Source organism: Bacillus ectoiniformans (assembly GCF_016908875.1).
Lineage (GTDB): Bacteria > Bacillota > Bacilli > Bacillales > Domibacillaceae > Bacillus_BX > Bacillus_BX ectoiniformans.
This window is the reverse complement of record NZ_JAFBES010000002.1, coordinates 228,968-254,790: the sequence shown is the minus strand read 5'-3', so window position 1 is coordinate 254,790 and position 25,823 is coordinate 228,968. Positions and strand designations below refer to the sequence as shown.

Below are 25,823 nucleotides of genomic sequence, written 5' to 3'. Positions count from 1 at the left end.
TAGGGGTCCTTCTGTCTGAAGGACCCTTTTTGTATGTGAAATTGTTTCGTCTCCTCTGCAATAAAAAGGAGGAAGCGGAAAATGAGGCAAACAAAAGACTTTTTAAAGATGAAAGCATCAGGGGAAAAGATTGCTATGATTACTGCGTATGATTATCCATCTGCGAAATTCTCGGAACAAGGCCAAGCGGACATCATTTTAGTTGGAGACTCGTTAGGTATGGTGGTGTTAGGTTATGAATCTACCATTCCTGTAACGGTCGAAGATATGATTCATCATACGAAAGCTGTTAAACGAGGAGCCCCCGATACATTTATTGTCACGGATATGCCTTATATGAGCTATCACATAAATAAAGAAGAAACGATGAAAACAGCCAGAAAGTTAATGCAAGAGGCAGGAGCTCATGCGGTAAAGCTTGAAGGCGGGGGAGAGGTTCTTTCATCCATCGAGGCTTTAACTAAGGCAGGAGTGCCGGTCGTTGCCCATTTAGGCTTAACGCCGCAATCAGTCGGTGTGTTAGGCGGTTATTCTGTTCAAGGGAAAACAGCGGAAGCCGCTAGGACTTTACTTGAAGAGGCGGTTCAAGCAGAAGCGAGTGGCGCATTTATGCTCGTGCTTGAATGTGTCCCTTATCAAATAGCGGAAGCCGTTTCGAAAGCGCTGACAATTCCTGTGATTGGAATAGGTGCCGGAGAAGGAACGGACGGCCAAGTGCTCGTGTATCACGATATTCTGCAATACGGTGTCGACCGGGTAGCGAAATTTGTGAAAACATATGAAGATTTAAACCATATCATCGCGCCGGCAATTTCTTCTTACGTAAAAGAAGTCAAAACACAGGAATTTCCTGAGAGACAGCATTCATTTACGATGAAGGAAGAAGAACTAGACATGCTGTACGGAGGCGTGCGTACATGAGAGTCATTGAAACAATTAGCGAGTTAAAGGATCAGATCCGATTGGAGAAAGCGGATGGACGTTCCATTGGACTGGTGCCTACTATGGGTTTTTTGCACGAAGGCCATTTAACTTTAGCTAAGAAAGCACGGGAAGAAAATGACGTGGTGGTTATGACTATTTTTGTCAATCCCCTACAATTTGGACCGAACGAAGACTTTGATCTGTATCCGCGCGATTTAGAACGGGACAAGGAGCTGGCTCTTCAAGCGGGGGTAGACATTTTATTTACTCCGGCAACAGAAGACATGTACCCCGATCAGCCGGTTGTGTCAATGAAGGTGTTAGAGAGGACAGATGCGCTGTGCGGTCAAAAGCGGGAAGGGCATTTTGACGGTGTCGTCACGGTTGTCACGAAGTTGTTTCATTTATCAGAAGCAGATAAAGCTTATTTTGGTTTGAAAGATGCTCAGCAAGTGGCGGTTCTAGAAGGACTGGTGAAAACGTTTAATTTTCCTGTGGAGTTAATCGGAGTAGACACGGTTCGTGAAGAAGATGGATTGGCTAAAAGTTCACGCAATGTCTATCTCGACGAACAAGAGCGCAAGGCGGCACCAGCGATTTATCAAGCGCTGAAAGCGGGAAAAGAAATGGCTATGCAGGGCGAGATGCAGCCGGATCAAATTACAGCGTATGTCTCTGAGTACTTGTCGAAGCATACAGGAGCTGTGGTGGATTACGCAGAACTGCTTTCCTATCCGGACTTAAAGCCGCTTGAAGAAACAAAAGGGCAAGTCATCTTGGCCGCAGCTGTTAAATTTTCGAAAGCCCGGCTGATCGATAACCTTATTTTCACTCTATAATCATAACAATATTCTTACTAAGGAGAGACTCTCATGTTTCGTACAATGATGAACGGAAAAATCCACCGGGCTACGGTGACAGAAGCGAACCTCAACTATGTGGGGAGCATTACCATTGATGAAAACTTGCTTGATGCGGTCGGTATGCTGCCAAATGAAAAAGTGCAAATTGTCAATAACAATAATGGCGCGCGGCTTGAGACATACATTATACCTGGAGAGCGAGGCAGCGGTGTCGTTTGTTTAAACGGGGCAGCGGCGAGACTTGTCCAGCCTGGGGATACAGTTATTATTATCTCCTATGTCATGGTCGCGGATGAGAAAGTACACAGCCATCAGCCGAAAGTGGCGATTATGGGTGAAAACAATGTGATAAAAGAGCTGATTCATCAAGAGCCGGCCGCTACTATTATGTAAATAGCGAAGAGCTTAAAGTCTTTCTGATTCAGAAAAAGACTTTAAGCTTTTTTATTTTATGGCCAACACTGGGTTAGTTAAAATGCCGCGTTTTTTTTCATCATATGGTACACTTAAAAAGATTTTATTGAAAAAGGTGTGTTAGACCTATGACTTATCCGCGATTTGTCGTTACAGATCTTGAGACGACCGGGCATGCGGCCAAAAAGGGCGACCGTATGATACAAGCTTCGTTCGTTGTAATAGAAAACAAAAAAATTGTTAATCAATATACGACTTTTTTAAACCCTGAACGGTCCATCCCTGTGTTTATTGAAGAGCTGACAGGAATAAGTGAAGACATGGTTCGAGATGCACCATTATTTCACGAAGTGGCTCCTAATATATTGCCTTTATTGGACGGCGCGGTTTTTGTCGCTCACAACGTATCGTTTGATTTGAAATTTCTTCAGGCTGAACTTGAAGAAGCGGGATACCGGCCTTTTAGAGGACCGACAATAGATACGGTCGAATTAGCGAAAATATTAATGCCAACCTCCGACAGCTATAAACTTGGCGAGCTGACACAAATGCTTGGGTTTGCTCATGATCGGCCCCATCAAGCGGATAGTGATGCCTATGTGACGGCGGAACTGCTGATTTACTTAATGGATAAAATGTCAGAACTGCCGATGGCGACACTGGAAAAACTTGAAGAATTATCAAGGCATTTAAAGAGTGATATTCTTTACTTAATCGAATCGGTGATCTCAGAAAAAAAACATAATATCGAAGAGCTCCCTGAGCATATTGAAATTTATAGAGGGATAGGCCTTAGAAAAAAACAGGCCGTGAAACGAGTCATTGAAAAAGGAGTTCCAGAGTATCCAGTCAGCGCACTAGATAAGCAGGCTTTGATCTCGGGACTGCCATCATTTGACTACCGGGAAAGCCAATTTCAAATGATGGATGAAGTGAATCGGTCATTAGAAGATAATGAACATTTTGTCATTGAAGCAGGAACAGGTACAGGCAAGTCGCTTGGCTATTTACTGCCAGCTGTTTTTTACGCTAAGAAACAGCAAAAGCCGGTGATCGTAAGCACTTATACCATTGTTCTTCAGCAGCAGCTATTGCAAAAAGAAATAGGCCAGCTTAAGAAAATGGTTCCTTTTTCGGTATCAGCCGTTATGTTGAAAGGCCGTAACCACTACCTCGATTTGTTTAAGTTTATGCAATCGCTAATGGAAACAGATGATAATTATGATTTTGTATTAGCTAAAATGCAAATCTTGATTTGGCTTTTGGAAACAGAAACAGGAGATGTAGATGAAATCAACCTCTCATCAGGAGGATGGCTGTTTTGGAATCATGTCAAACAGGATGGCGATTACTTAAACAAAGGCAGAAAAGCGTGGATCGATAAGGATTTTTATTTGCATGCCAAGAAACAGGCGAAAGAAGCGGATATCGTGATTACTAATCACTCACTTCTAGTAGCTGGATTAACGTCTTCCTCTTCGATTTTACCTGATTATACGCATGTCATCATTGATGAAGCCCATCATTTTGAAACGGCTGCCAGGAATCGTCTCGGACAGGAAATTGATCAGTTAAGCTTTAAGTTTCTTCTTGGGAGAATCGGAACATTTACTCAAGAACAGCTGTTTTATCATTCAGAACAGCTTCTAAAAAAATACGATGAGCAGGAAAGCGGAAAGCACACGATCACTGACAGGATGATCAACGAGCTGTTAGTTGAAGCCGATGAGTGGTTTCAAGTGATGCAGACATTCTTTGAATTTCATACAAAAAGAAAAGCGGGCAACTGGCACAGGAGAGAATTGCGCATAGGACAAGACCAAAGAGAAATGAAGTACTGGAATGAAGTCGAATATGGAGCCGAACGGGTGTATATGAGACTTACAGAAGTGATAAAGGGACTAAAGACCAGGGTTCAGAATCTTGTGCCTTACAGAGAGCAGATGGCGGCTAAAGAGCAAATGAAAATGGATGAACTGGTGCATTCAGTACAAGAGCTGGAAGGCTGGCGTGATGGATTGGAATTGACTGTATTCCGCCCTGAAGAGGATTCAGTCGTATGGCTTGAAGCGGATATCCGTTCCTTTGCCAATACATTTACATTAAAAGCACAGCCAATTGAACCCGCTGAATTAATTAAAGAAAACTTATTGATGCATAAAACCGTTATTTTCACATCCGCGACTCTGACAGTTAATCGATCTTTTGCATTCTTTACAGAGCAAATCGGACTTGGCTCCATGAAGTATAAAGAGCTGCTTCTCGCATCTCCATTCGATTTTAAGAATAATTGCCGAATGGTGATTCCGTCTGACCTGCCGGAAATCAAAAAAGTAAAAGCCGACGAGTATATCGAATCAGTCGCTAATCAGCTGATTGCTGTAGCGGAAGCAACGAAAGGAAGAATGCTGGTTCTGTTTACCGCCTATGATATGCTGAAGAAAACGCATGATTTAATGAAAGACAGCGGATTGCTTGATGACTATATCTTAATGGCGCAGGGAATCACCAGCGGAAGCCAAGCCCGTTTAACAAGAAATTTCCAAATATTTGATAAAGCCATTTTGTTTGGCACGAACAGCTTTTGGGAAGGGATTGACATTCCGGGCGAGGACTTGTCCTGCCTTGTGATTGTCAGGCTGCCGTTTTCACCGCCGGATGATCCATTTGTGCAGGCGAAAAGCGAAAAGCTGATCAAAGAAGGAAAAAATCCATTTTCAGTCTATGCACTTCCTCAAGCCATTTTACGATTTAAACAAGGGTTCGGCCGTCTAATTAGAAGCAGCCGTGACCGGGGTGTGATATTGGTGTTCGACAGACGAATTCAAACTACAAGCTATGGCCGGGCATTTATCCAGTCCATACCGGGAATAGATGTACAGGAAACACCACTTGATGAAACGGTCGCATTTATTCAGGAGTGGCTGTGAAGATTTTTGGAATGAGCGATTAATTTTTAGCGAATAACATACTCTAACGAAAGTAGGATGGTGATTCGTTATGAGGATGTTATTCGCATTATTTTTTATCATATTTAGCATGAATACACCTGTTCAGGCTGAAAGTATTGACTTGAATTTAGATGAAGGTGAATTTGCTTTAGCCTTTTTTCCTTTAACCAGCGGAGAAGCAGCCTTGCTGCAAACCGCAGATGGGCTGAATTATTTAATTAATTCCGGAGAAGCGGGATCTGCTGATGAAATCGTTTATTATCTCAACTACTTTCAAGTGGACACCTTAGACGGGTTTATTAAAACGGACCGAAGTGAGATGCCGGAGAAGCTGACCCAAATACTTCAGAATCGTTATGAGGTAAAAAAAGTTTTCGGCAAAAGCATTGGTGGCAAAGAAGAGGATGAATGGAGAGCTGGTACAACAATCTCACTCAATCCATTTATAGAGTTAAGTGTGCTTACAAATGGAACAGGCAAGAATGAAGGAATGGACTTTTCCATTCAGCATTTTAATAATCGGTTCTTTTGGATGACATCAAACTCTTTTAAAGCTGAGATTAAATTGTTGAAGCAGCCTTTGAGAAATATTAATATCATTAAAATACCTGATTATGGTCAGAAAAATAGCGTTTCCTATAATTTGCTGACCCATATTGATCCGCAAACAGCAATTATTTTTCAGCATGAGCAAAAAGTGCCTGACAAAAAATTTATGGAAATGCTGCACCGCATGTGGATCGACAGCTATTATTCAGGGCAGCATGGCATCATCGCCATTAAATTTCACAAGCTAGGGTATGAGGTTATTACCATTCCTTCGGATAAATAACATGATTTTGCATTTTTCAATAAATATCAGTTACGAACATTTCAAATCCTGCTATAATAAATAAGGTCAACATGTAGGATACACATTTGAAGGGCAAACACAGGAGGCATTTACATGGAGAGCAAAATTGAAGTGCTATCAACAGTTAAAATTGATTACCAAGCAGATTTGTATAAGATTGTTGATGCGCTGAATCGGACGCTGAAGAGAGAAAACTTAATGTTTGGATTAGCTTTGGATCCTGAATCCCAAGACAAAGCTGTATTTACGATTTACCGTACATAAAAAGAGGTGAACATGAAAAAGTTTATTTTTATTATTTTCATCCCCATATTCATCTTTTTTATTGCCGCCCTTACTTTGTATAACAGTGCGCAAAAGCCATATGTAAAAGCGGAAGAAAAAGCAGCGGCGGCAGCTAGAAACGATGCCGGCATTGTCACTGTTACTGATTTTTATTTATATCATGGCCAAGAGACCTACTATGTCTTAAAAGGGCAAACTGAGAAAAATGTCGAAAAAGTTGTCTGGATTCCAAAAGATAAGAAAAAGAAACAGACGGTAAGAACGTACAAAGAAGGCGTGACAAAAGAACAGGCTTTAAAAAAGTTAATGTCTGAACAAAAACCAGAAGAACTTTTGTCGATCAAGCTGGGCATGGAAAAAAATAAGCCGGTTTGGGAAATTACGTTTGTGAACAGCAGGCAGCAATTAAGCTATTATTATCTGCTGTTTGACAGTGGAAAATGGCTGAAAAAAATAGATAATATTTAAATGAGTGGAGGATTCATCATGGACATTCGATTAGCAGAAAGAGTAAAAGCTCTAACACCTTCAACTACTTTAGCCATTACGGCTAAAGCGAAAGAAATGAAAGCTCAAGGCATAGATGTTATTGGCCTTGGTGCAGGGGAACCGGATTTTAATACACCAGAGCATATTATTCAAGCGGCTTATGAATCTATGCAAAAAGGCCAAACGAAATATACGCCTTCTGGCGGTTTAGTGGAGTTAAAAGATGCGGTGATCAATAAATTTAAAGAGGATCAGGGCATTGAATATAAACGCAGTGAAATCATTGTAACTGTAGGCGCGAAGCACGCTTTATATACACTTTTCCAAGTCATCTTAGACGAAGGGGATGAAGTGATCATTCCTACTCCCTTTTGGGTAAGCTATCCGGAACAAGTCAAGCTGGCAGATGGAAAGCCAGTTTATGTGGAAGGAAAAGAAGACAATCAATTCAAGATCACGCCAGAGCAGCTCGAAGAAGTGATCACTGATCGAACAAAAGCAGTCATTATTAACTCGCCAAGCAACCCGACAGGTATGCTGTATACGAAAGAAGAGCTGCAAGCACTTGGTGAAGTGGCGATCAAAAAAAATATTTGGATTATTTCTGATGAAATTTATGAAAAGCTAGTTTACGGAGATCACAAGCATGTATCCATTGCGGAACTCTCTCCAGAATTAAAAGAGCAAACAATTATCATTAACGGCGTCTCTAAGTCTCATTCCATGACTGGCTGGAGAATTGGCTATGCTGCCGGCAATGAGCAAGTCATTAAGGCCATGACGGACCTTGCCAGCCACTCTACATCTAATCCGACAGCGACTTCTCAATATGGTTCAATTGCAGCCTATGAAGGGACACAGGAGCCTGTAGAAGAGATGAAAAAGGCATTTGAAGAGCGTTTAAATGTGATACACGGCAAATTAAATGCAATTCCTGGATTCTCTTGCTTGAAGCCTCAGGGTGCGTTCTATTTGTTCCCTAACGTGAAAGAAGCAGCAAAAATGACTGGATTTGAAGATGTAGATGGATTTGTCAAAGCTCTGCTTGAAGAAGCGAAGGTAGCTGTTATTCCTGGCAGCGGATTTGGCTCTCCGGACAACATTCGCCTATCTTATGCGACGTCACTTGAATTATTAGAAAAAGCTGTCGAGCGCATGAGTGAATATGTGAAAGCCAATATGAAAACAGCCGAATAATCATTTCTAAGAAAGCCTTTAAAACAGCTGCTGTTTTAAAGGCTTTTGGTTGTTGCTCCAGCAGGAATCCCAATTCCTTGTACATTTAAAATAAAGACAGGTATAATATTAGACGAATAATAAAAGACTTGTGCCACACTTTGGAGGGAATTCTATAATGAAAATTACTATAGCAGAAGCGGGAAACCATGCAGGCAAAGAAGTAACGATCGGTGCTTGGCTTGCGAATAAACGATCCAGCGGGAAAATCGCATTCTTGCAGTTAAGAGATGGGTCTGGCTTTATTCAAGGTGTAGTAGTGAAAAGTGATGTCGGTGAAGAAATCTTTCAGCAAGCTAAATCACTGACACAGGAATCATCATTATATGTGACAGGTGTTGTACAGGAAGACAGCCGTTCTCCATTTGGATATGAATTGTCTGTCACTGGTGTGAAAGTGATAGCAGAAGCGGTTGACTATCCGATTACACCGAAAGAACATGGGACGGAATTTTTAATGGATCATCGCCATTTATGGCTTCGCTCACGCAAACAACATGCGGTGATGAAAATCAGAAATGAAATTATCCGGGCGACGTATGAATTCTTTAATGAAAAAGGATTCTCCAAAGTCGATCCTCCGATCCTGACAGGCAGTGCGCCAGAAGGTACATCAGAATTATTTCATACGAAATACTTTGATGAAGATGCCTATTTATCACAAAGCGGACAGCTCTATATGGAAGCAGCTGCGATGGCACTTGGCAAAGTATTCTCATTTGGCCCGACTTTCCGTGCGGAAAAATCGAAAACACGCCGACATCTCATTGAATTCTGGATGATCGAGCCTGAAATGGCCTTTTATGAGTTTGAGGACAATTTAGAAGTACAAGAACAATACGTTTCTCATGTTGTTCAGTCTGTCTTAAAAAATTGTCAGTTAGAACTTGAGCGCCTCGGTAGAGATACATCAAAGCTTGAGCATATTCAAGCTCCGTTTCCCCGTATTACCTATGATGAAGCGTTGAAATTCTTGCATGAAAAAGGATTCGATGATATTCAGTGGGGCGATGATTTCGGAGCTCCGCATGAAACGGCTATTGCCGAGAGCTATCAGAAGCCTGTCTTTATCACCCATTATCCAACTAGCTTAAAACCATTCTACATGCAGCCGGATCCAGAGCGCGGCGATGTGGTTCTATGTGCAGACTTAATCGCACCAGAAGGCTACGGGGAGATCATCGGCGGCTCTGAACGTATTCATGATTATGAACTGTTGAAACAGCGTCTAGAGGAGCATAACCTAGATCTGGATGCCTACAAATGGTATCTTGAATTACGCCAGTACGGCTCAGTTCCTCATTCAGGATTCGGTCTTGGATTAGAACGGACAGTTGCCTGGATCAGCGGAGTAGAACATGTAAGGGAATCGATTCCATTCCCGCGCTTATTAAACCGCTTATATCCATAATGTTAAGATACCGCGCGAAAGCCGCGGTATTTTTACTTCGTCAAAAAATGAATCTAGCAATCTAGGTTTTCCCAGCAAACTTTATCGTTGCAAATCATCATTTTTTGCAATGCACCATGATATACTATAGGTGAGGTGTAGACGATGGAACACAAAGATTTATTTATACAATGGATGGACGAAGGACTGGTTAGTTTTCCTCAAGTTCTCCTTACTCATTACAGCAGTTTGCAATTAACAGAAGCAGAATTAGTTCTCCTGATGCAAATACATGCATTTAAACAAAAAGGGCTGCACTTCCCGACATTTGATGAATTATCTTCTCAAATGACGGTAACAGCAAGTGAGTGTGCCGTTATGCTAAAGAAACTAATGCAGCAGCAATTCATTCATATTGAACAGGGACAAGCTCCTGGATTTGAAAGTTATTCGTTAAAGCCGTTATGGAAGAAACTGTCATATTATATGCTTCAACAGTCGAGACAATCAAGCTTACAGCAAGCGATGAGTGATGAAAAAGACCTCTACAGCTGCTTTGAACAAGAATTTGGGCGACCATTATCTCCCCTTGAATGCGAAACGCTTGCGATCTGGATTGATCAAGATCACCATGATCCAGTGATTATTAAAGCAGCCTTGAGAGAAGCAGTCATTTCAGGGAAAATGAACTTTCGCTATATTGACCGGATCCTTTTTGAATGGAAAAAACAAGGCATTGAGACGCTTGAACAAGCGAGAGAGTACGGGCAGCGCTTTAGAAAGCATCAGAATTCTCCTGAGCAAGTGCAGCGTTCTAAAAAGGCTGTGCCTTTTTATAATTGGCTTGAACAATAAAAAGGGGGAGAATGCATGCTGAATAAAACGCAAATACGCTATTGCCTGGATACGATCGCTCGAATGTTTCCGGATGCGCATTGTGAATTAAACCACCGCAATCCGTTTGATTTAGTGATTGCGGTAGCCTTATCTGCGCAATGTACAGATGCGCTAGTCAACAAAGTAACGAAAGATTTATTTAATAAGTACCATACACCGGAAGATTATCTTTCTGTTCCTCTTGAAGAACTTCAAGAGGATATTCGTTCGATCGGATTATTTCGCAATAAAGCCAAAAATATTCAAAAGCTTAGCCAGATGCTCGTCGATGAAATGGGCGGGGAAGTGCCAAGAACACAGGATGAATTAGTCAAGCTGCCTGGCGTCGGCAGGAAAACAGCCAATGTTGTGGCCTCTGTCGCGTTTGATGTGCCGGCGATCGCTGTGGACACACACGTGGAAAGAGTAAGCAAACGTTTAGGGATCTGCCGCTGGAAAGACTCCGTCACAGAAGTGGAAGCGACATTGATGAGGAAGATTCCACAGGAAGAATGGTCAATCACTCATCACAGGCTGATATTTTTTGGGCGTTATCACTGCAAGGCGCAGTCTCCTAAATGTGCCGAGTGTCCTCTCCTGGATCTGTGCCGAGAAGGAAAAAAGCGAATGAAAAAGAAGGTTCTTTAATGGAAAAACAAGTGCCTGTTCCTTTAAGTTTACAGCATTCTTTATTTTTTAATCAGGAAACAGCCAAGATTCCTGCTAATAGCAGTCTCATGGAAGAACCATATTTCCTTTATGAGTTACAAGTCATTAAAGGGCAGCCATGGAATGACAGAGAAGAAGGACTGAAGGCACTGGATAAATGGTGGGAGAAAATCAAACCTGAACTGGAAGAGAAATTTCAAGCGAGGGATCCTTTAGCCAAACATCAAATGAAAGCAGCGATTGCCTTATTTTTCATGAGCCTGTTTTGGTTAAATGGTGAACCTGTTCAGCTGAATGATTGGAAAAGCAAGATTTTCACACTTTCCATTAAACCTGTGAATGTCGCAGATCGGCTGGACTTTATCATGCAGCGTCCTTATTCTTATCAAGCTTTTGTTCAAATAGGGGAATTAATGACTGAACAAAAGAAGCAATGGGCTAAATATAATATAGTTAAAAAGAGAAAGCCGGATGGGATTTAACCCCATCCGGCTTTCTCTTTTTATTCTGCTCACTCAGTATTTTGCTGAGGAGCGTCTTGGTTAGGTTTATTAGTGTTTTGTCTAGCTGCGCCATCTTGGGAAGGTGCAGGAGCCGGCGCAGGTGCTGGTTCTTGCTCTGCAGGAGGCGGCTGTGGTGCAGGTTTTTCATTTCCTGGCGGCTTAGTTTCGCCGTTCTCAGGAGGGGTTGAACCATTCCCATTATCATTGCCATTTCCATTCCCTGGCTTTTGCCCATTGCCGTTTCCTGGTTTTTGACCATTTTCTTCTTGATCGCGGTCAGGTGCAGGGGTTTCAGGTTCCGCTGGCTCTTCTTCCTCTTCTTCAGGAGGCGCTGTTTCTCCTCCAGGCACATTGACCGTAGTAGAAGCAGAATCCGTCGTCTCTCCGTCTACTGTAGCAGCAACGGTAATCGTATACGATTGACCAGGCTGTACATTATTAATGACTGTCGCAAAACCGCTGATCGTTTGCGATTGCCCTCCGCCTGTTACAGTGAACGTTGGAGAACCTTCTCCTTTATAAGACCAGGAGACGGAAATGCTTTGTGACGCTTCATCATAGGAAGCGCTCAAGCCTTCAATTTTCCCTTTTTGTTCTTCTTCGTCTTTCTCTTCTTCTTTAAAGTCATCAAACACCTGTTTTGGTTCTTCTCCGCGAACAAATAATTCATAGACTACTTCGCTAGAAGGTGTTCCTTTACCAGCAATTTTCGCAGGATTCGATCCCTTTTTAACTGGCAGCTCAACTACGCTTTTCGGCTTTTTAAAGTTCGGTGTATCGACATCTGATGATACTTCTGTCATTAACTCTTTAAACAGCTTCTTAGAGATCAGCTGACTGTCTTTGGATAAATAATTTTTTCGTTCAGCATATCCCGTCCAGATCGCCGCAGTATAATTCGTCGTGTATCCGACAAACCAAGAGTCAGGAGCACCGCTTTTCGGAATGCCATAATCGTTTCTTTCTTTTTGCGTGTAGTTGGTTGTACCAGTCTTACCAGCTACATGAAGGCCTGGTATGTTTGCTCTCGTTCCTGTACCTTCTTTCACCACATCTTTTAGCATATCTGTCACCATATACGCAGTATAGTCACTCATGGCTGCTTTTGGTTTATTTGGGTTCTTTATTTCCGTTTCGCCATCACGCAAGACGATCTTTTTCACGGTATGCGGCTTATTATATACACCTTCGTTTCCGAATGCGGCAAATGCGCCAGCTAAATCAAGAGGGGAGATGCCTCTCATCCCGCCAATCGAGTTTGATTCGTTTTCGGATTCAGCTTTATCTATATTGATCCCAAGACCTGACAGAAAGTCATTGGCCTTACTGTGTCCAACTTCTTGGAAGGTCTGTAAAGCAGGGATGTTGCGCGAGTAGACAAGCGCTGTTCTCATAGATATTGGACCCATATACGAGCCGCCGGCATTGCGGATCGGCGCTCCGTTTGAGTAAGTGTAAGGGCGGTCATCCAATTGTTGATAGGTAGACCATTTAAGGTACTCAATGGCAGGACCATAATCAATTAATGGTTTAATGGTAGAACCCGGCTGACGCTGTTTCAAATCAACAGCAAAATTATATCCGCGCTCAACTTCCTGGTTGCGGCCGCCGCCTATGGCTCGGATTTCGCCAGTCTTAGTATCTGTTAAGGCGATGCCAGCTTGAAACTCTTCACTAGGGTAATTAATAATTTCATCGGAATTTAACAGTTTATCCATATAGGTTTGTGCTTTGCGGTCAAGTGTTGTATAGATCTTCAGTCCATCGGAATAAGGATTGTATTCACCCATGTCCTCGATTTCCTCAACGACCATATCGATAAATGAGTTAAACTTTTTATTGTCACCCGACTGCGGCTGGTTGGAGGCAAGGCCATCAGTAACAGGCACTTTTTTAGCTTCCTCCATTTCAGACTGGGATATCTTATTATGCTGGTTCATTAAAGATAAGACAACGTTTCGGCGTTTTTCAGCTCGATCCGGATGATTTAATGGATTATAGTTATTAGGGCTTTGCGGCATACCTGCAATTAGTGCTGCTTCCGGCAAAGTCAATTCTTCCAATTCTTTGTCAAAATAATAGTTTGAAGCTTCTTTTATGCCGTGAATTTGTGCAGACATATATACTTTATTGACATACATCTCAAAAATTTCTTCTTTGCTGTACTTTTTATCAAGCTGATAAGCAAGCCAGACTTCTTGGACTTTTCTAGTAAGTGTTTTATCATGGGTTAAAAATGAGTTCTTCACTACTTGCTGGGTGATTGTACTGGCTCCTTGAGAACCGAAACCATCCGTCACGTTTTTCACGACAGCTCCGCCGATACGGATTACATCCACTCCATGGTGCTCAAAGAAGCGGGAATCTTCTGTTGCAATGATGGCGTCTCTGACCAGCTGTGGTATATCTTCATATTTTACATAGTCGCGTTTTTCTGAGCCGATGGAAGTTAAGAACTCGCCATCTTTATCGTAAATTTTAGATGAAATGGGATCTCTAAGCATTGCTTCATCTAATTTAGGAGCATCCTTTACCAGATAGGCAAAGGCTCCAGCCCCGACAGCAACAGACAAGAACATGAGTAAAACCAGGCTAAGGAATACTTTTTTTGCCAGGGACCGGTTTCTTTTTTCTCCCTTAGCTGCCTTTGGTTTCCTTTCCGGTTTCTTTGCTTGCTGTTTTCTTCTTTCGGTACGTGAATTGTATTGATCAGACATGTGTCTAATTTCCTCGCTTTCAAAGGGAATAATTCTTCTTGCTGTTATTCCTCTATACTAATCTTAGCATGAACGTAAATAAATGTTTATTTTCACCTATTTTTCTCCTGTTGTGCCGTCTTTTATCCTTATCCATGTATAAAGGCTTAAAGAAAGTAGTGATCAATGATGGACAGATAAGGAATTCTTGGATGCAGACCTAAGGGAATGTGATAGGCGTGTTTTTCTATTTCTTGTTTTGTTATGGATTTCCGCCCTCCTGATTGCATTCGATCCCAATATGTAAATAGGAGACTAGCAGGCATATAGTACATTTCTTCAGTCATGGAAAATCGGATGATGACAAACGCAATCCCTTGCTGCCGGTCAACTTCTTTCATATGAAGGATTTGGTGTTCATGAAAATTTTTTAAAGGGAAAGCTGTCGTGCTACGTGTTTCTTTCGCTTCAAAATCAATATATCTTCCTTTATATACCCCGTTATAATCGGTTGTGGACGCCTGTTTGAAGTATGCTTCCTTTATAACAGCGGCGCTTCGTTTAGGATAATCTACTTGGACGATCTGCACCGGGGTCGGTTTCTTATGAATAACGGCCAGCCCTCTGTCTAAATAAAACTCATTCGTTGCATTTAAATCTTCCTCCAGCGTCATGCCCCTGTTGCTGTAGCTATGGGATTTAGGGGGAGTTTTTTTACTAGCAGCTTCAGGTGAAGGGAGGAATTTCTTTCCGTTTGGATATCTTATTGCCATAAAAACCACCTCACAAGATACTACATATCATAACAGAAAAAATGGCCGATGGGGTAAGAAAACATTCCATAATCTTCTCCGCTTTTTTCCATCAGCATGCGGCCAATCATCGGGATGAGTGATAGGAAGATTCAACAATGTAACGCTGCAATTTCAACTGTATTAGCTATAACTGATTTCCTTGCATTAAAGAAACTATGCTTACAGAAGGGTGGATATGATTCTATCAGTCTGATAATAGGAGAGATCAGCCATCAGGCGCCGATTGTCGAATCAGGATTTATTTTTGTCTGTCTGGTTCTATCTTTGACGAATCAAACCTAGTTTTGTCAGGCAGGAAGGAGAACATAAAAAACGCTAGAAATGTATAGCAAAAGACTGCTTAATATGTCTGTGAATTTCAATAAATTATATAAAGGGGCGGCGGCTATGACAAGAGATGAATTATTAAAAGAATTAACTGACATTGAAGAGAAGGTAGAACAAATGGAGCATGTGCTGAAAAGAAGAGTAAAATCTACCAAAGAAGCTCGCTATGCAAATTTATGGAGCAAGAAAGAAGCTGTCATTAACCGGCTTAATTTATTAGAGGAGGGAGCCGAATTTTTATTGGCCGCTTCGTCTTCATATAAAATGGTTCAATCTTTTAAAGTCTCTTGCAAACCTGTCTGATTGATGAATTTTACTTGAAGTGTTTGATGAAACCTTATAGAATGTGAAGACCTAACCGCATCCAGAACTGAAAACGAGAGGACTTGACATATGACTAGATTGCAGACACTGACTCTTGAACTGTTAGCTTTAGTGCATGAAGCCAATTCAATATATTATCAAGTAAGAGAGAAAAAAGAAAACGCTGATTTTTATTCGGAAGTCAAACCCTTTGCTGACCGTGTTCATGCCTTATCAAAAGAGTGGGAAACAGAGGCTTTGGACTGGCTGAAGCAAGCCAAGGCAAAGCCGAAATACTTGCATATGCCACAAATAAAAGCAACTGTTGAAAATTTAGAATTAGTTTCAGTACAAGCGTTTTATTATCAAACAAGCTTAACCCGCTTTAAAAACTATATAGAATCCACTTTGTTTGTTTTAAACCAATTGGCGAAAGAAACAGAGTAAAGGCACACATTCTCCTGCTCGTTCATAAAATGAAGAGACAATAAGCGAGGAGGAATGTTGATGCAGTATTGGGAGGATGTATACAGAAGACCAGACCTCTATTATTATCAGCAGCCGGTCCTTCCCCGTACGAGAAACTATGGGCCGCTGCCGATGAACGGCTATCCGCCCATTCCGAATTACCCTTCATATACTAGCGGAATGTACGATCATCCGCTTTACAAAATGGAGCCGGTAAAACAGGAGCCGTTCTATTCCTATTATCCAGCTGCTCCACAAGCCCCTTATCCTTATCCGACGCAGGTGATGGGGAACAAACCATCGATGGTCATGCAGTCATTCAAGAATGACGATGGCTCGTTTAATATTAGTAAAGCCATCGATACCGCTGGGATGATGGTGAATACTGTCAATCAATTTTCGGGCATGTTAAAAGGAATTACAGGATTTTTTAAAGCATAGGGTAGATGCCTTATGTTTTTTTGTGTGGATTTAATCAGCTGTGATATTTTTGCCGGACGAGCGTAAAACTTAGTCATTGATTTTCTCTGTTTGAAGGGACTCAGGTGCTTGATAAATTTGAATATTAACTATTGACTGTATCAAATAGACGGCTAAATTCAATCTATTTCGGTCTTTCATATGGAGCGTTTGTTCGGTAGAATAGACGAGAGGTGAACAGCGATGCTTTCAAATAAACGTACGATTCAACAAGTCATTGAATGGCTTCATCAAGAAGAATCGATTCAACAAAATATCGTTCACTGGCATACGATCGAAGAGAGAGCGGCTGTCACGCTGCCAATGCCTGCTGAACTGCATCCATTGCTTAAAGAAGCGTTAAACAATAGAGGAATCTCTCAATTATATACCCATCAGCTTTCTGCTTTTGAAGCAGCAAGAAGCGGAAAGAGTCTAGTGGCAGTTACACCAACTGCTTCGGGGAAAACACTATGCTATAACCTGCCTGTACTGCAATCTGTGCTAGAAGAGAAAGAGGCAAGGGCATTGTATCTGTTCCCTACGAAAGCTTTAGCACAGGATCAAAAAAGCGAGATCAATGAGCTGATCCAAGAAGCGGGGCTCCCAATTAACAGCTATACGTATGATGGAGATACACCGGCTAATATCAGGCAGAAAGTCCGGAAATCAGGTCAAGTCATTATGACGAATCCTGATATGCTGCACTCGGCCATTTTGCCCCATCATACGAAATGGGTTTCGCTATTTGAGAACTTGAAATATATCGTTTTAGACGAACTTCATATTTATAGAGGTGTATTTGGCAGTCATGTCGCGAATGTTCTTCGCCGGCTTCAGCGAATCTGCCGGTATTACGGCAGTGATCCCGTCTTTATTTGCACATCTGCCACTATCGCCAATCCGCTTGAGCTTGCAGAAGCGATGATTGAGAAGAAAGTGGAATTAATCGATAATAACGGGGCGCCGCAAGGGAAGAAGCACTTTGTCTTTTATAACCCGCCAATTGTGAACAAGCCTTTAAATATCCGGCGCAGTGCGACACTTGAAGTTCGAAAGCTCGCTGGCGCCATGCTGAAAAGTAAAATTCAGACGATCATTTTTGCCAGAAGCCGAGTCCGGGTAGAAATTATTTTAACTTACCTGCAGGAACTCGTAAAAAATGAATTAGGGGCGAAATCGATTCGCGGCTATCGCGGCGGGTATTTGCCTACTCAGCGGCGAGAAATTGAAAGCGGACTTAGGAGCGGCGATATTTATGGAGTAGTCTCCACGAATGCTCTTGAACTTGGAGTGGATATCGGACAGCTTCAGGCATGTGTGATGACTGGCTATCCAGGTACAATTGCCAGTGCGTGGCAGCAAGCCGGCAGAGCGGGCCGCCGTCATGGGGAGTCGCTTGTCATCATGGTTGCGAGTTCTGATCCGCTAGATCAATATATCATTGAACATCCGGACTATTTTTTTAACAAAAACCCAGAAACTGCCCGCATTAATCCCGATAACCTTGTTATATTGGTCGATCACATTAAGTGCGCGGCCTATGAGCTGCCATTTAAACAAGGCGACAAGTTTGGTCAGACGGACATAGAAGATGTGCTAGAGTTCTTAACTGAAGAGCGGGTTCTGCATCAAAATAATGACCAATGGTTTTGGATGAATGATTCGTTCCCCGCTCATAACATCAGCCTGCGTTCTGCCTCACAAGAAAATGTGATTATTATTGATATATCTGATGTGGCGAACCATACAGTCATTGGGGAAATGGACCGCTTCAGCGCGATGACGCTTCTTCATGACGAAGCGATTTATCTGCACCAAGGTGTGCAATTTCAAGTAGAAGAGCTTGATTGGGAAGAAAAGAAAGCTTACGTACGAGAAGTTGATGTGGATTATTTCACCGATGCGAATCTAGCGGTTCAGCTTCAGGTGCTTGAAGAAGATAAACATCGGGAAAATGAAAAGGTAAGCACCTCCTATGGAGACGTTGCTGTCCACGCTATGGCAACCATCTTCAAAAAGATCAAATTTGATACACACGAAAACATAGGATCGGGTCCGATACATTTGCCGGAAGTGGAATTGCACACGAACTCTGCCTGGGTCTCATTAACTGATGAATTGAAAGAATTAACCGAAGAGCGGCTAGAGCATGGGTTAATTGGAGCTGCATACAGTCTGAAAGGGATTATTCCGCTGTTTGTCATGTGTGATCCAAAGGACATTCACGTGGTTCCGCAAGTAAAGGCAAGCCATAACCAGCAGCCGACCATCTTTATTTATGATCATTACCCTGGCGGCATTGGTCTGAGTGAACAAGTATATAAACAAATGGAAGATATTTTAACGCAAGCGGAGGAGTCGATTGCTCAATGTCCGTGTACATCAGGCTGCCCGTCATGTATTGGAACCGATACTTCAAGTGAACATGCCAAAACAGATACGTTAAAGATCCTGCGAATGTTTTTAGTGTAAGGAGTCGATGGAATGAGCTTATCCAACAAGCTGAAAAGAATGAAGACACATATTGTGAGGGATGAGCCGGCTGAAAAGAAAACAAAGCCTCACTTGAAAGATAAAAATGAAAGAGACATTCCGTTCATGAACGATTGGAAAGAGGCAGGAGCTGCGGTCTATGAGTTAGATGATCAATATTGCCTCATTCGGGAAGTGACATATCCGTTAGATACGATCCATGGACTTTATTCGTTTAAACAAGCGAAAGCCGCCGTAAGTGATTGGGAGAAGTGGGGAGGAACACATCCCTTGTCAGCAGATGGAATGAAGGCAAGTGACCTGTTCTTTTTTGATACGGAAACAACCGGGCTTGGAGGCGGAGTCGGCAACACCATTTTTCTGCTTGGATATGCCCGTATAATGGAAGACCGAGTCATTCTCAGGCAGCATTTTCTTCCTTCGCCTGGGAACGAGGCGGCCCTTTACCATAGCTTCCTTAGAAACGTAGATTACACAACGCTTGTAACATATAATGGAAAGTCTTTTGACTGGCCGCAAGTGAAAACACGGCATACACTCGTACGGGATCACGTTCCTAAACTGCCGGCCTTTGGACATTTTGATTTGTTTCATGCATCAAGGAGACTGTGGAAACATACCATGGAATCAGTGAAACTTGCCAATGTCGAAAAAAATATTTTGCATATTAACAGAGTAGAAGATGTCCCAGGCTACTTAGCGCCGATGATCTACTTTGACTATGTGGAAAGAAAAGATCCAGAAGCCATTCTAAAGGTGTTAAAACACAATGAAATAGATATCCTTAGTTTAATTACTCTCTATACACATATTAGTTTGCATATTATGCAAAAAGATGTGACCCAAACAAGCAGAGAGCAAATCGAGATTGCCAAATGGTTTAAATATATAGGAGAAGATGAATCTGCTGTAAAAGCTTTTGAAAAAATTGCTGAAAGTGATGGAGCAGATCAACAAGCAGCAATGGAAGCGAAACTAGCCCTCTCTTATCACTATAAACGAAACAAAAAATGGGAAGAAGCGCTGGGTCTTTGGCAAGAAGTTGCTGAAAACGGCTCTTTGCAATGCCAAAAAGAGGCGAAGATCGAACTGAGTAAATATTACGAACATCATCTGAAAGATTATTCCGAGGCCTTAACGTATGCAGAAGAGGCCTTGTCTTCAGAACTTGAAGCTTTTGTAAAGACAAATCAACCGAACAATAAATTTGCAGTCGATGCAGAAAAGCGGATCCGTCGATTGAAGTCAAAATTAATTAAACAAAAAATAGACAAATAATCAGGAAACTTGCCCCTTAAAAAACAGGTGACAAATGATGCAACTTATTAAAAAAAATGTCATTTTTTTATTGTTAATCAGTTCAAAAGGCTGTAAAATGTTGAATTGTGCAGAATTAACAGAGAATAATAATAATAACGGGGTGGATTAGTTTGTATCGTGCTTTATTTGTTTTATTTTTTGTATTCGTTTGCTTAACTGCTTTTGTCATGACTAATTTAAAAGACAGCTTCTATAGCTTCATGTAAAATAGGTATTTGGATTAGTACATGTTCCCCCTTCCGGCCATACACTATGAATGTGGATAGCAAATATGGAAGGAGGAAACAGCATGTACCCATGCAGGCCACCACGAGTATTACCAGCAGTCGTTCATCCGACAAAATGCTGCCAGACTCACTCATATGAAAAATTTATCGTGCCGCATATACACCCAACACATACAACTAATGTTAATACTAAAATGTTTCAGCATCAGCATTATTTTCCTCAAACACAATCAAATGTTCAGCAAGTACAAAGCCAGCAGCTATTCTGCGGCGGCCGTCCGCCATTTGGGATGCGCTAATCATTTAAGCAAGGGACGCATCCCTTGCTTTTTTCAATTTTTTATTGATAAGGTAGCCATGCAGTCAAGAAGACTTCACTTTTTTACTAACGGTCTCAGAGGTTCTGTGGAATGAAAGGAGAGAAAGGAATGTCAGTTTGGACTGTTACAGGCTATAAACCGTTTGAATTAGGAATATTTAAACCGAACGACCCTGGTGTTTTATACATAAAGAAAGCATTAGAAGGCGAATTAAGGCAGTTGCTGGATGCGGGACTCGAATGGGTAATAATTAATGGGAAACTTGGGGTCGAGTGCTGGGCAGCAGAAGTGACCCTCGATCTTAAAAAAGAGTTTCCAGATCTAAAGCTTGCGGTGATCACGCCTTTTCTTCATCAGGAGGAAAAGTGGAAAGATGAAACGAAGGAGTATTATCACAGAATACTGGCTCGAGCGGATTTTGTAGAATCTGTATCGAAAGAACCGTATCAAGGCCCGTGGCAATTCAGAAACAGTGATCAGTTTTTATTGCAGAAAACAGAAGGTTTGCTGTTGTTTTATGATGAAGAAAAAGAAGGCTCTTCGGGATTTTTTTTGAAGCTTGCTAAAAGCTATCAAGAAAAACATCCTTATGAAATCAGGCAGATTACTTTTGACGATATGAAGATTCTCATAGAAGAAGAGCAAAGGAATAAAGACGAGTGGCACTAGGCCGTGTAATGATTGACAAATGAGCATATTTTTGAAAAAATGATTATAGGATTTGTATTGGACTATATAGAGGTGATGACGGGAATGTTATCGAAAAAAGTGAAGCTTACAGATAAAGACATTTTGGAAAAAGAGTTTAAAACATCTATGAGGGGTTATAATCCGGATGAAGTCGATCAATTTCTTGACGTGATCATTAAAGATTATGAAGCCTTTCATCAAGCAATTGAAGAACTTCAGCAGGAAAACCTCCGACTAAAAAAATTGAGTGAAACGTCTAGCAGCCGGGTACAGCCGGCATCCGCCCCGCAACAGGCGGTTGGATCCACCAATTTTGATATTTTAAAACGCTTATCAAATCTGGAGCGCCATGTATTTGGAGATAAATTGTATAACGAGTAGGCGGATATTTATGCTCAGAGTACTTGCATAAAATGCTTGGTTCAACTATAATAGCTAAGTGTTATTAATAATGTTCGGGTAATTGCTGCAGCTTTTGCTGTAGAGGAAAGTCCATGCTCGCACGGCGCTGAGATGCCCGTAGTGATCGTGCCTAGCGAAAAAATAAGCTAGGGCAGTTCGGCTTTTAGCTGGATTGACGGCAGGGAAAATGCCTAAGTCTTAGGATATGGCATGACTACCTTGAAAGTGCCACAGTGACGGAGCTTTATAAGAAATTATAAAGGTGGAACGAGGTAAACCCCACGAGTGAGAAACCCAAATTTAGGTAGGGGCACCTTCTTAGAGGAAATGAACAATAAGAAGGACGGATGTTTAACATCCGGAGACAGATGATTACCGCCGGAGTACAAGATTTTCCCAAATCGATTGCAGTACGAAGGAACAAAACATGGCTTACAGAACATTATTAAGGGAAATAATTAAACCATGCTCTCCTATTTCAGGGGAGCTTTTATTCTTATATCATCTTTTATATACTAAATCATACATAAAGTGACAAATATAGATTGAAGAATAATGGGGCGGAGAGGGGGAGATCCCTTTTGGAAAATCAAATGCTTACATCGCTTGAAGTGGCGGAAATTGTATATAAATATATGCAGGAAGGCATTATTGTACTCAATGCTTCAAAAAAAATTATCAGTGCAAACCCAAAAGCAGAAATCATTCTAGGCTATGGATCTGCTGATATTTGGGGGCTGTCTTATGATGAAACTTTCTATCAGCCCTCTGATTTGGATGACATTTGCACGCTTCTCGAAAATGGGGATGAGTTTTGGGAAGGCGAAGTAGCTAAAAGAAGACCTAATGGGGAAGTTTATACGGCTTGGCTGCATATTAGAAAAGTAGAGCATCTTGAAAAAGCGTGCCGTTATGTCATTGTGTTCCGTGATATGACAAAGCAGAAAAAAGCACAAAAGGAATTAGTATTGGCAGCTAAGGTCTTTGATAATATTAATGAAGGGGTCATGGTTACCGATATGCAGGGGAAAATTCTGTCGGTGAACCCCGCTTTTCAAGTAGTAACTGGTTATACAGAAGAGGAAGTTCTTGGCAAGACGCCGAATATCCTGCAATCAGGTATTCATAATAAGGAGTTTTATAATAAACTGTGGACTTCTTTAAATAATAAAGGATACTGGCGCGGAGAAATTTGGAATAAGCGAAAAAATGGCGAAGTATTCCCGGAGTGGCTGACCATCAGCTGTGTCAAAAATGATAAAGGCAAAGTCATTAATCATGTCGCTGTATTTACAGATATAACGGATCAAAAATTAGCTGAAAAAGAATTAAAAAAGCTTGCTCACAATGATTCGTTAACGGGCATGGCTAATCGGTATTCGTACATTAAACGAATGGAAACACTTTTAAAGACAGCGAAGAAATATGATCAGCAGCTTGCTGTCTTGTTTATTGATTTAGACCGTTTTAAACAAATAAATGATACTTTTGGCCATGAGGCAGGGGACAGGCTGCTAATTGAAGTATCTGGCAGACTTAAAGAGCTTTTAAAGAATAAAGATATGATCGCCCGTCTCGGCGGAGATGAGTTTGTCATGACTTTATCCAACATTAAACACCCGAGAGAAGCATTTGTTCTTGCGGAGAAAATCATTGATGTACTGTCTAAGCCTGTTTGGATCGAAGGCCATGAAACATATGTATCTTCAAGTATCGGCATCAGCTTTTTCCCGGAAGATGGCATGACAGTGGAACAGCTATTAAAGAATGCCGATAAAGCCATGTATGAAGCGAAAAACCACGGCCGTAACCGCTTTGCTGTGTATCATGATGAAATGATGAACAATGCGTCTGAGAAACTTTCGATGGAGGTAGAGCTTCGGAAAGCCATTGAGCGCAATGAATTATTCGTGGTCTATCAGCCGCAAATTAATTTAAAGAATAATCATATTGAAGGGGTAGAAGCCCTTTTACGCTGGAAAAACGAGGGGCTGGGAATGGTTTCCCCGGCAGATTTTATTCCTCTTGCCGAAGAAACAGGCTTGATTATTTCCATTGGCGAATGGGTGATTGAGCAAGTTTGCAAGGATTTAAAAACATTAGAGATGATGGGCTTTTCTAATTTTAAATTTGCGATTAATATCTCTCCTCTTCAGTTTTTGCAAGATGAATTCGTTGATCACATCATGCATATTCTTGAAAAGGAAAATGTCCCTGCTCGTTCAATCGAATTAGAGCTGACGGAAAGCACGATTATGCCTAACGCCAAAACATCGACTCAGCGATTGGTGGAACTGAAAAATCAAGGGTTCAAAATTTCGGTCGACGATTTTGGAACAGGCTACTCGTCACTTAGTTATTTAAACCGCTTTCCGCTGGATTATTTAAAAATAGACCAGAGCTTTATTAAAAGAATTGAGAAATTTGAAGAAGATTGTTCGATTGTCGAAGCGATCATCACGATGGCTCATCGCCTGCATTTAAAAGTGATAGCAGAAGGTGTGGAAACCGAACGCCAGCTAACTTTTTTACAAAAGGAAAAGTGTGATATCGTACAAGGATATTATTTCTCAAAGCCTGTCGTATTAGAAGAATTGATTGACTTGTTATATATTTGGGAAACACAATGGATAAAATAATGAACAAAAACTGGTGAAATTAAGGGTGAAATTATGTCAACTTATACATTGATCGCAACGGCTGCGATGGGTCTTGAAGCGCTTGTAGCTAACGAAGTGAAAGCCCTCGGATATGAGTGCCGCACAGAAAACGGAAAAGTAATCTTCAAAGGTGATGAAACAGCTATTGCCCGCTGCAATTTATGGCTGAGAACAGCTGATCGGCTAAAAATAGTAGTTGGTGAATTTCAAGCGAAAACCTTCGATGAATTATTTGAAAAAACAAAATCTTTGCCTTGGGAACAGTACTTGTCTGCCAATGCTGAATTTCCTGTACAGGGAAAATCAGTTAAATCCACCCTTTTCAGTGTGTCTGACTGTCAAGCGATTGTAAAAAAGGCAATCGTTGAGCGATTAAGAAAGCAATATAAAATTGAAACGTGGCTTAGTGAAACAGGTCCGCTCTATAAAATTGAAGTGGCGCTTTTAAAAGACAAGGCAACGCTCACGATCGACGCCAGCGGAGCCGGGCTGCACAAGCGCGGCTACCGTGTCGGACAGGGGGGCGCACCTTTAAAAGAAACTCTAGCAGCAGCACTTGTCCAGCTGACGAATTGGCATCCAGACCGGCCGTTTGTCGACCCGTTTTGCGGTTCGGGCACGATTCCTATTGAAGCAGCACTGATTGGCCAGAATATTGCTCCAGGTTTTAATCGAGAGTTTATCTCTGAAGAATGGGAATGGATGCCGAAAAAAGTGTGGGATGATGCACGTTTAGAGGCTGAAGATTTAGCTAAGTATGATCAAGTTCTAGATATTACTGGTTCAGACCTTGATCACCGAATGATTGATATTGCGAACCAAAATGCCTTCGAAGCAGGGCTCGGCGATTTGATCGACTTTAAACAAATGCAAGTCAGGGATTTTACGGCTAAGAAGGAATATGGAGTCATTGTGGCGAACCCTCCTTATGGAGAACGTCTAGGTGATCGTCCACAAGTCGAAGCGATGTATGAAGAAATGGGAAGAGCATTCGCGCCATTTGAGACGTGGTCTATATATATTTTAACCTCCCATGAAGAGTTTGAAGACTGTTACGGCAAGCAGGCAACGAAAAAAAGAAAGTTGTTTAACGGTTTTATTCGGACAGATTATTATCAATTCTGGGGCAAGCGTCCACCGCGCCCTGAAAAAAAATAATGGTTTAGAGAGGCACTCCTATGTTGGAA

24 protein-coding genes and 1 other RNA gene are annotated in these 25,823 nt (G+C 41.6%); 23 read left to right on the top strand and 2 right to left on the bottom strand.

Going from position 1 to position 25,823, the window contains the following annotated elements:
- The first annotated feature begins 81 nt into the window (after positions 1-81).
- The 12 genes from panB to JOC78_RS04395 all read left to right on the top strand — a co-directional run bounded on the left by panB (position 82) and on the right by JOC78_RS04395 (position 11,432).
- Positions 82-921: a 3-methyl-2-oxobutanoate hydroxymethyltransferase gene (panB, locus tag JOC78_RS04450; RefSeq protein ID WP_204553278.1), complete on the top strand. Its 840-nt coding sequence runs from the start codon at positions 82-84 to the stop codon at positions 919-921.
- Positions 918-1,763 carry a pantoate--beta-alanine ligase gene (gene panC / locus JOC78_RS04445; protein ID WP_204553277.1) on the top strand — a complete coding sequence of 282 codons (846 nt, stop codon included), beginning with the start codon at positions 918-920 and terminating at the stop codon, positions 1,761-1,763. The genes panB and panC overlap by 4 nt, the downstream gene beginning before the upstream one ends.
- Positions 1,764-1,796: 33 nt before the next feature.
- A complete protein-coding gene (gene panD, locus JOC78_RS04440; protein ID WP_204553276.1) occupies positions 1,797-2,180 on the top strand; it encodes an aspartate 1-decarboxylase in 384 nt (127 codons plus the stop codon).
- A gap of 149 nt (positions 2,181-2,329) precedes the next feature.
- A complete protein-coding gene (dinG, locus tag JOC78_RS04435) occupies positions 2,330-5,131 on the top strand; it encodes an ATP-dependent DNA helicase DinG (RefSeq protein ID WP_204553275.1) in 2,802 nt (933 codons plus the stop codon).
- Between the two features lie 70 nt (positions 5,132-5,201).
- On the top strand, positions 5,202-5,984 hold the full coding sequence (locus JOC78_RS04430; RefSeq protein WP_204553274.1) for a ComEC/Rec2 family competence protein: 783 nt from the start codon (positions 5,202-5,204) through the stop codon (positions 5,982-5,984).
- A gap of 114 nt (positions 5,985-6,098) precedes the next feature.
- Positions 6,099-6,269: a YpmA family protein gene (locus tag JOC78_RS04425; protein ID WP_204553273.1), complete on the top strand. Its 171-nt coding sequence runs from the start codon at positions 6,099-6,101 to the stop codon at positions 6,267-6,269.
- 12 nt (positions 6,270-6,281) lie between these two features.
- The gene (locus tag JOC78_RS04420) at positions 6,282-6,758 is read left to right on the top strand and encodes a cell wall elongation regulator TseB-like domain-containing protein (protein WP_204553272.1); all 477 of its coding nucleotides are present in this window, start codon (positions 6,282-6,284) and stop codon (positions 6,756-6,758) included.
- 18 nt (positions 6,759-6,776) lie between these two features.
- Positions 6,777-7,976: a pyridoxal phosphate-dependent aminotransferase gene (locus tag JOC78_RS04415; RefSeq protein ID WP_239586989.1), complete on the top strand. Its 1,200-nt coding sequence runs from the start codon at positions 6,777-6,779 to the stop codon at positions 7,974-7,976.
- Between the two features lie 157 nt (positions 7,977-8,133).
- Entirely contained in the window at positions 8,134-9,426 is a 1,293-nt protein-coding gene (asnS, locus tag JOC78_RS04410) for an asparagine--tRNA ligase (protein WP_204553271.1), read from the top strand.
- Positions 9,427-9,570: 144 nt separating this feature from the next.
- Entirely contained in the window at positions 9,571-10,260 is a 690-nt protein-coding gene (locus JOC78_RS04405) for a DnaD domain-containing protein (RefSeq protein ID WP_204553270.1), read from the top strand.
- 15 nt (positions 10,261-10,275) lie between these two features.
- Entirely contained in the window at positions 10,276-10,929 is a 654-nt protein-coding gene (nth, locus tag JOC78_RS04400) for an endonuclease III (protein WP_204553269.1), read from the top strand.
- On the top strand, positions 10,929-11,432 hold the full coding sequence (locus JOC78_RS04395; RefSeq protein ID WP_204553268.1) for a YpoC family protein: 504 nt from the start codon (positions 10,929-10,931) through the stop codon (positions 11,430-11,432). The genes nth and JOC78_RS04395 overlap by 1 nt, the downstream gene beginning before the upstream one ends.
- 29 nt (positions 11,433-11,461) lie before the next feature.
- On the opposite strand, the gene JOC78_RS04390 is transcribed toward JOC78_RS04395, so the two are convergent.
- Both JOC78_RS04390 and recU read right to left on the bottom strand, forming a co-directional pair.
- Entirely contained in the window at positions 11,462-14,170 is a 2,709-nt protein-coding gene (locus JOC78_RS04390) for a PBP1A family penicillin-binding protein (RefSeq protein WP_204553267.1), read from the bottom strand.
- Positions 14,171-14,316: 146 nt separating this feature from the next.
- Positions 14,317-14,922, bottom strand: a complete 606-nt coding sequence (recU, locus tag JOC78_RS04385; RefSeq protein WP_204553266.1) for a Holliday junction resolvase RecU — start codon at positions 14,920-14,922, stop codon at positions 14,317-14,319.
- A 429-nt stretch (positions 14,923-15,351) separates the two neighbouring features.
- Between recU and JOC78_RS04380 the strand changes: the two genes are divergently transcribed.
- The 11 genes from JOC78_RS04380 (at position 15,352) to JOC78_RS04330 (ending at position 25,794) form a co-directional block, all read left to right on the top strand.
- Complete coding sequence (locus tag JOC78_RS04380; RefSeq protein WP_204553265.1) at positions 15,352-15,594, top strand: hypothetical protein; 243 nt, start codon at positions 15,352-15,354, stop codon at positions 15,592-15,594.
- Between the two features lie 90 nt (positions 15,595-15,684).
- The gene (locus tag JOC78_RS04375) at positions 15,685-16,041 is read left to right on the top strand and encodes a YppE family protein (RefSeq protein ID WP_204553264.1); all 357 of its coding nucleotides are present in this window, start codon (positions 15,685-15,687) and stop codon (positions 16,039-16,041) included.
- A gap of 60 nt (positions 16,042-16,101) precedes the next feature.
- On the top strand, positions 16,102-16,503 hold the full coding sequence (locus JOC78_RS04370) for a YppG family protein (RefSeq protein WP_204553263.1): 402 nt from the start codon (positions 16,102-16,104) through the stop codon (positions 16,501-16,503).
- 222 nt (positions 16,504-16,725) lie between these two features.
- Positions 16,726-18,996 carry a DEAD/DEAH box helicase gene (locus tag JOC78_RS04365; protein ID WP_204553262.1) on the top strand — a complete coding sequence of 757 codons (2,271 nt, stop codon included), beginning with the start codon at positions 16,726-16,728 and terminating at the stop codon, positions 18,994-18,996.
- A 12-nt stretch (positions 18,997-19,008) separates the two neighbouring features.
- Complete coding sequence (locus tag JOC78_RS04360) at positions 19,009-20,295, top strand: ribonuclease H-like domain-containing protein (RefSeq protein ID WP_204553261.1); 1,287 nt, start codon at positions 19,009-19,011, stop codon at positions 20,293-20,295.
- A gap of 331 nt (positions 20,296-20,626) precedes the next feature.
- A complete protein-coding gene (locus JOC78_RS04355; RefSeq protein WP_204553260.1) occupies positions 20,627-20,863 on the top strand; it encodes a CotD family spore coat protein in 237 nt (78 codons plus the stop codon).
- A 129-nt stretch (positions 20,864-20,992) separates the two neighbouring features.
- Positions 20,993-21,553, top strand: a complete 561-nt coding sequence (locus JOC78_RS04350) for an SLOG family protein (RefSeq protein ID WP_204553259.1) — start codon at positions 20,993-20,995, stop codon at positions 21,551-21,553.
- A gap of 84 nt (positions 21,554-21,637) precedes the next feature.
- On the top strand, positions 21,638-21,955 hold the full coding sequence (gene gpsB / locus JOC78_RS04345) for a cell division regulator GpsB (RefSeq protein WP_204553258.1): 318 nt from the start codon (positions 21,638-21,640) through the stop codon (positions 21,953-21,955).
- A 70-nt stretch (positions 21,956-22,025) separates the two neighbouring features.
- An RNA gene (rnpB, locus tag JOC78_RS04340) (RNase P RNA component class B) lies at positions 22,026-22,416 on the top strand.
- A gap of 141 nt (positions 22,417-22,557) precedes the next feature.
- Complete coding sequence (locus JOC78_RS04335) at positions 22,558-24,615, top strand: sensor domain-containing protein (protein ID WP_239586988.1); 2,058 nt, start codon at positions 22,558-22,560, stop codon at positions 24,613-24,615.
- Positions 24,616-24,648: 33 nt separating this feature from the next.
- Positions 24,649-25,794 carry a THUMP domain-containing class I SAM-dependent RNA methyltransferase gene (locus JOC78_RS04330; RefSeq protein WP_204553257.1) on the top strand — a complete coding sequence of 382 codons (1,146 nt, stop codon included), beginning with the start codon at positions 24,649-24,651 and terminating at the stop codon, positions 25,792-25,794.
- Positions 25,795-25,823: the final 29 nt, after the last annotated feature.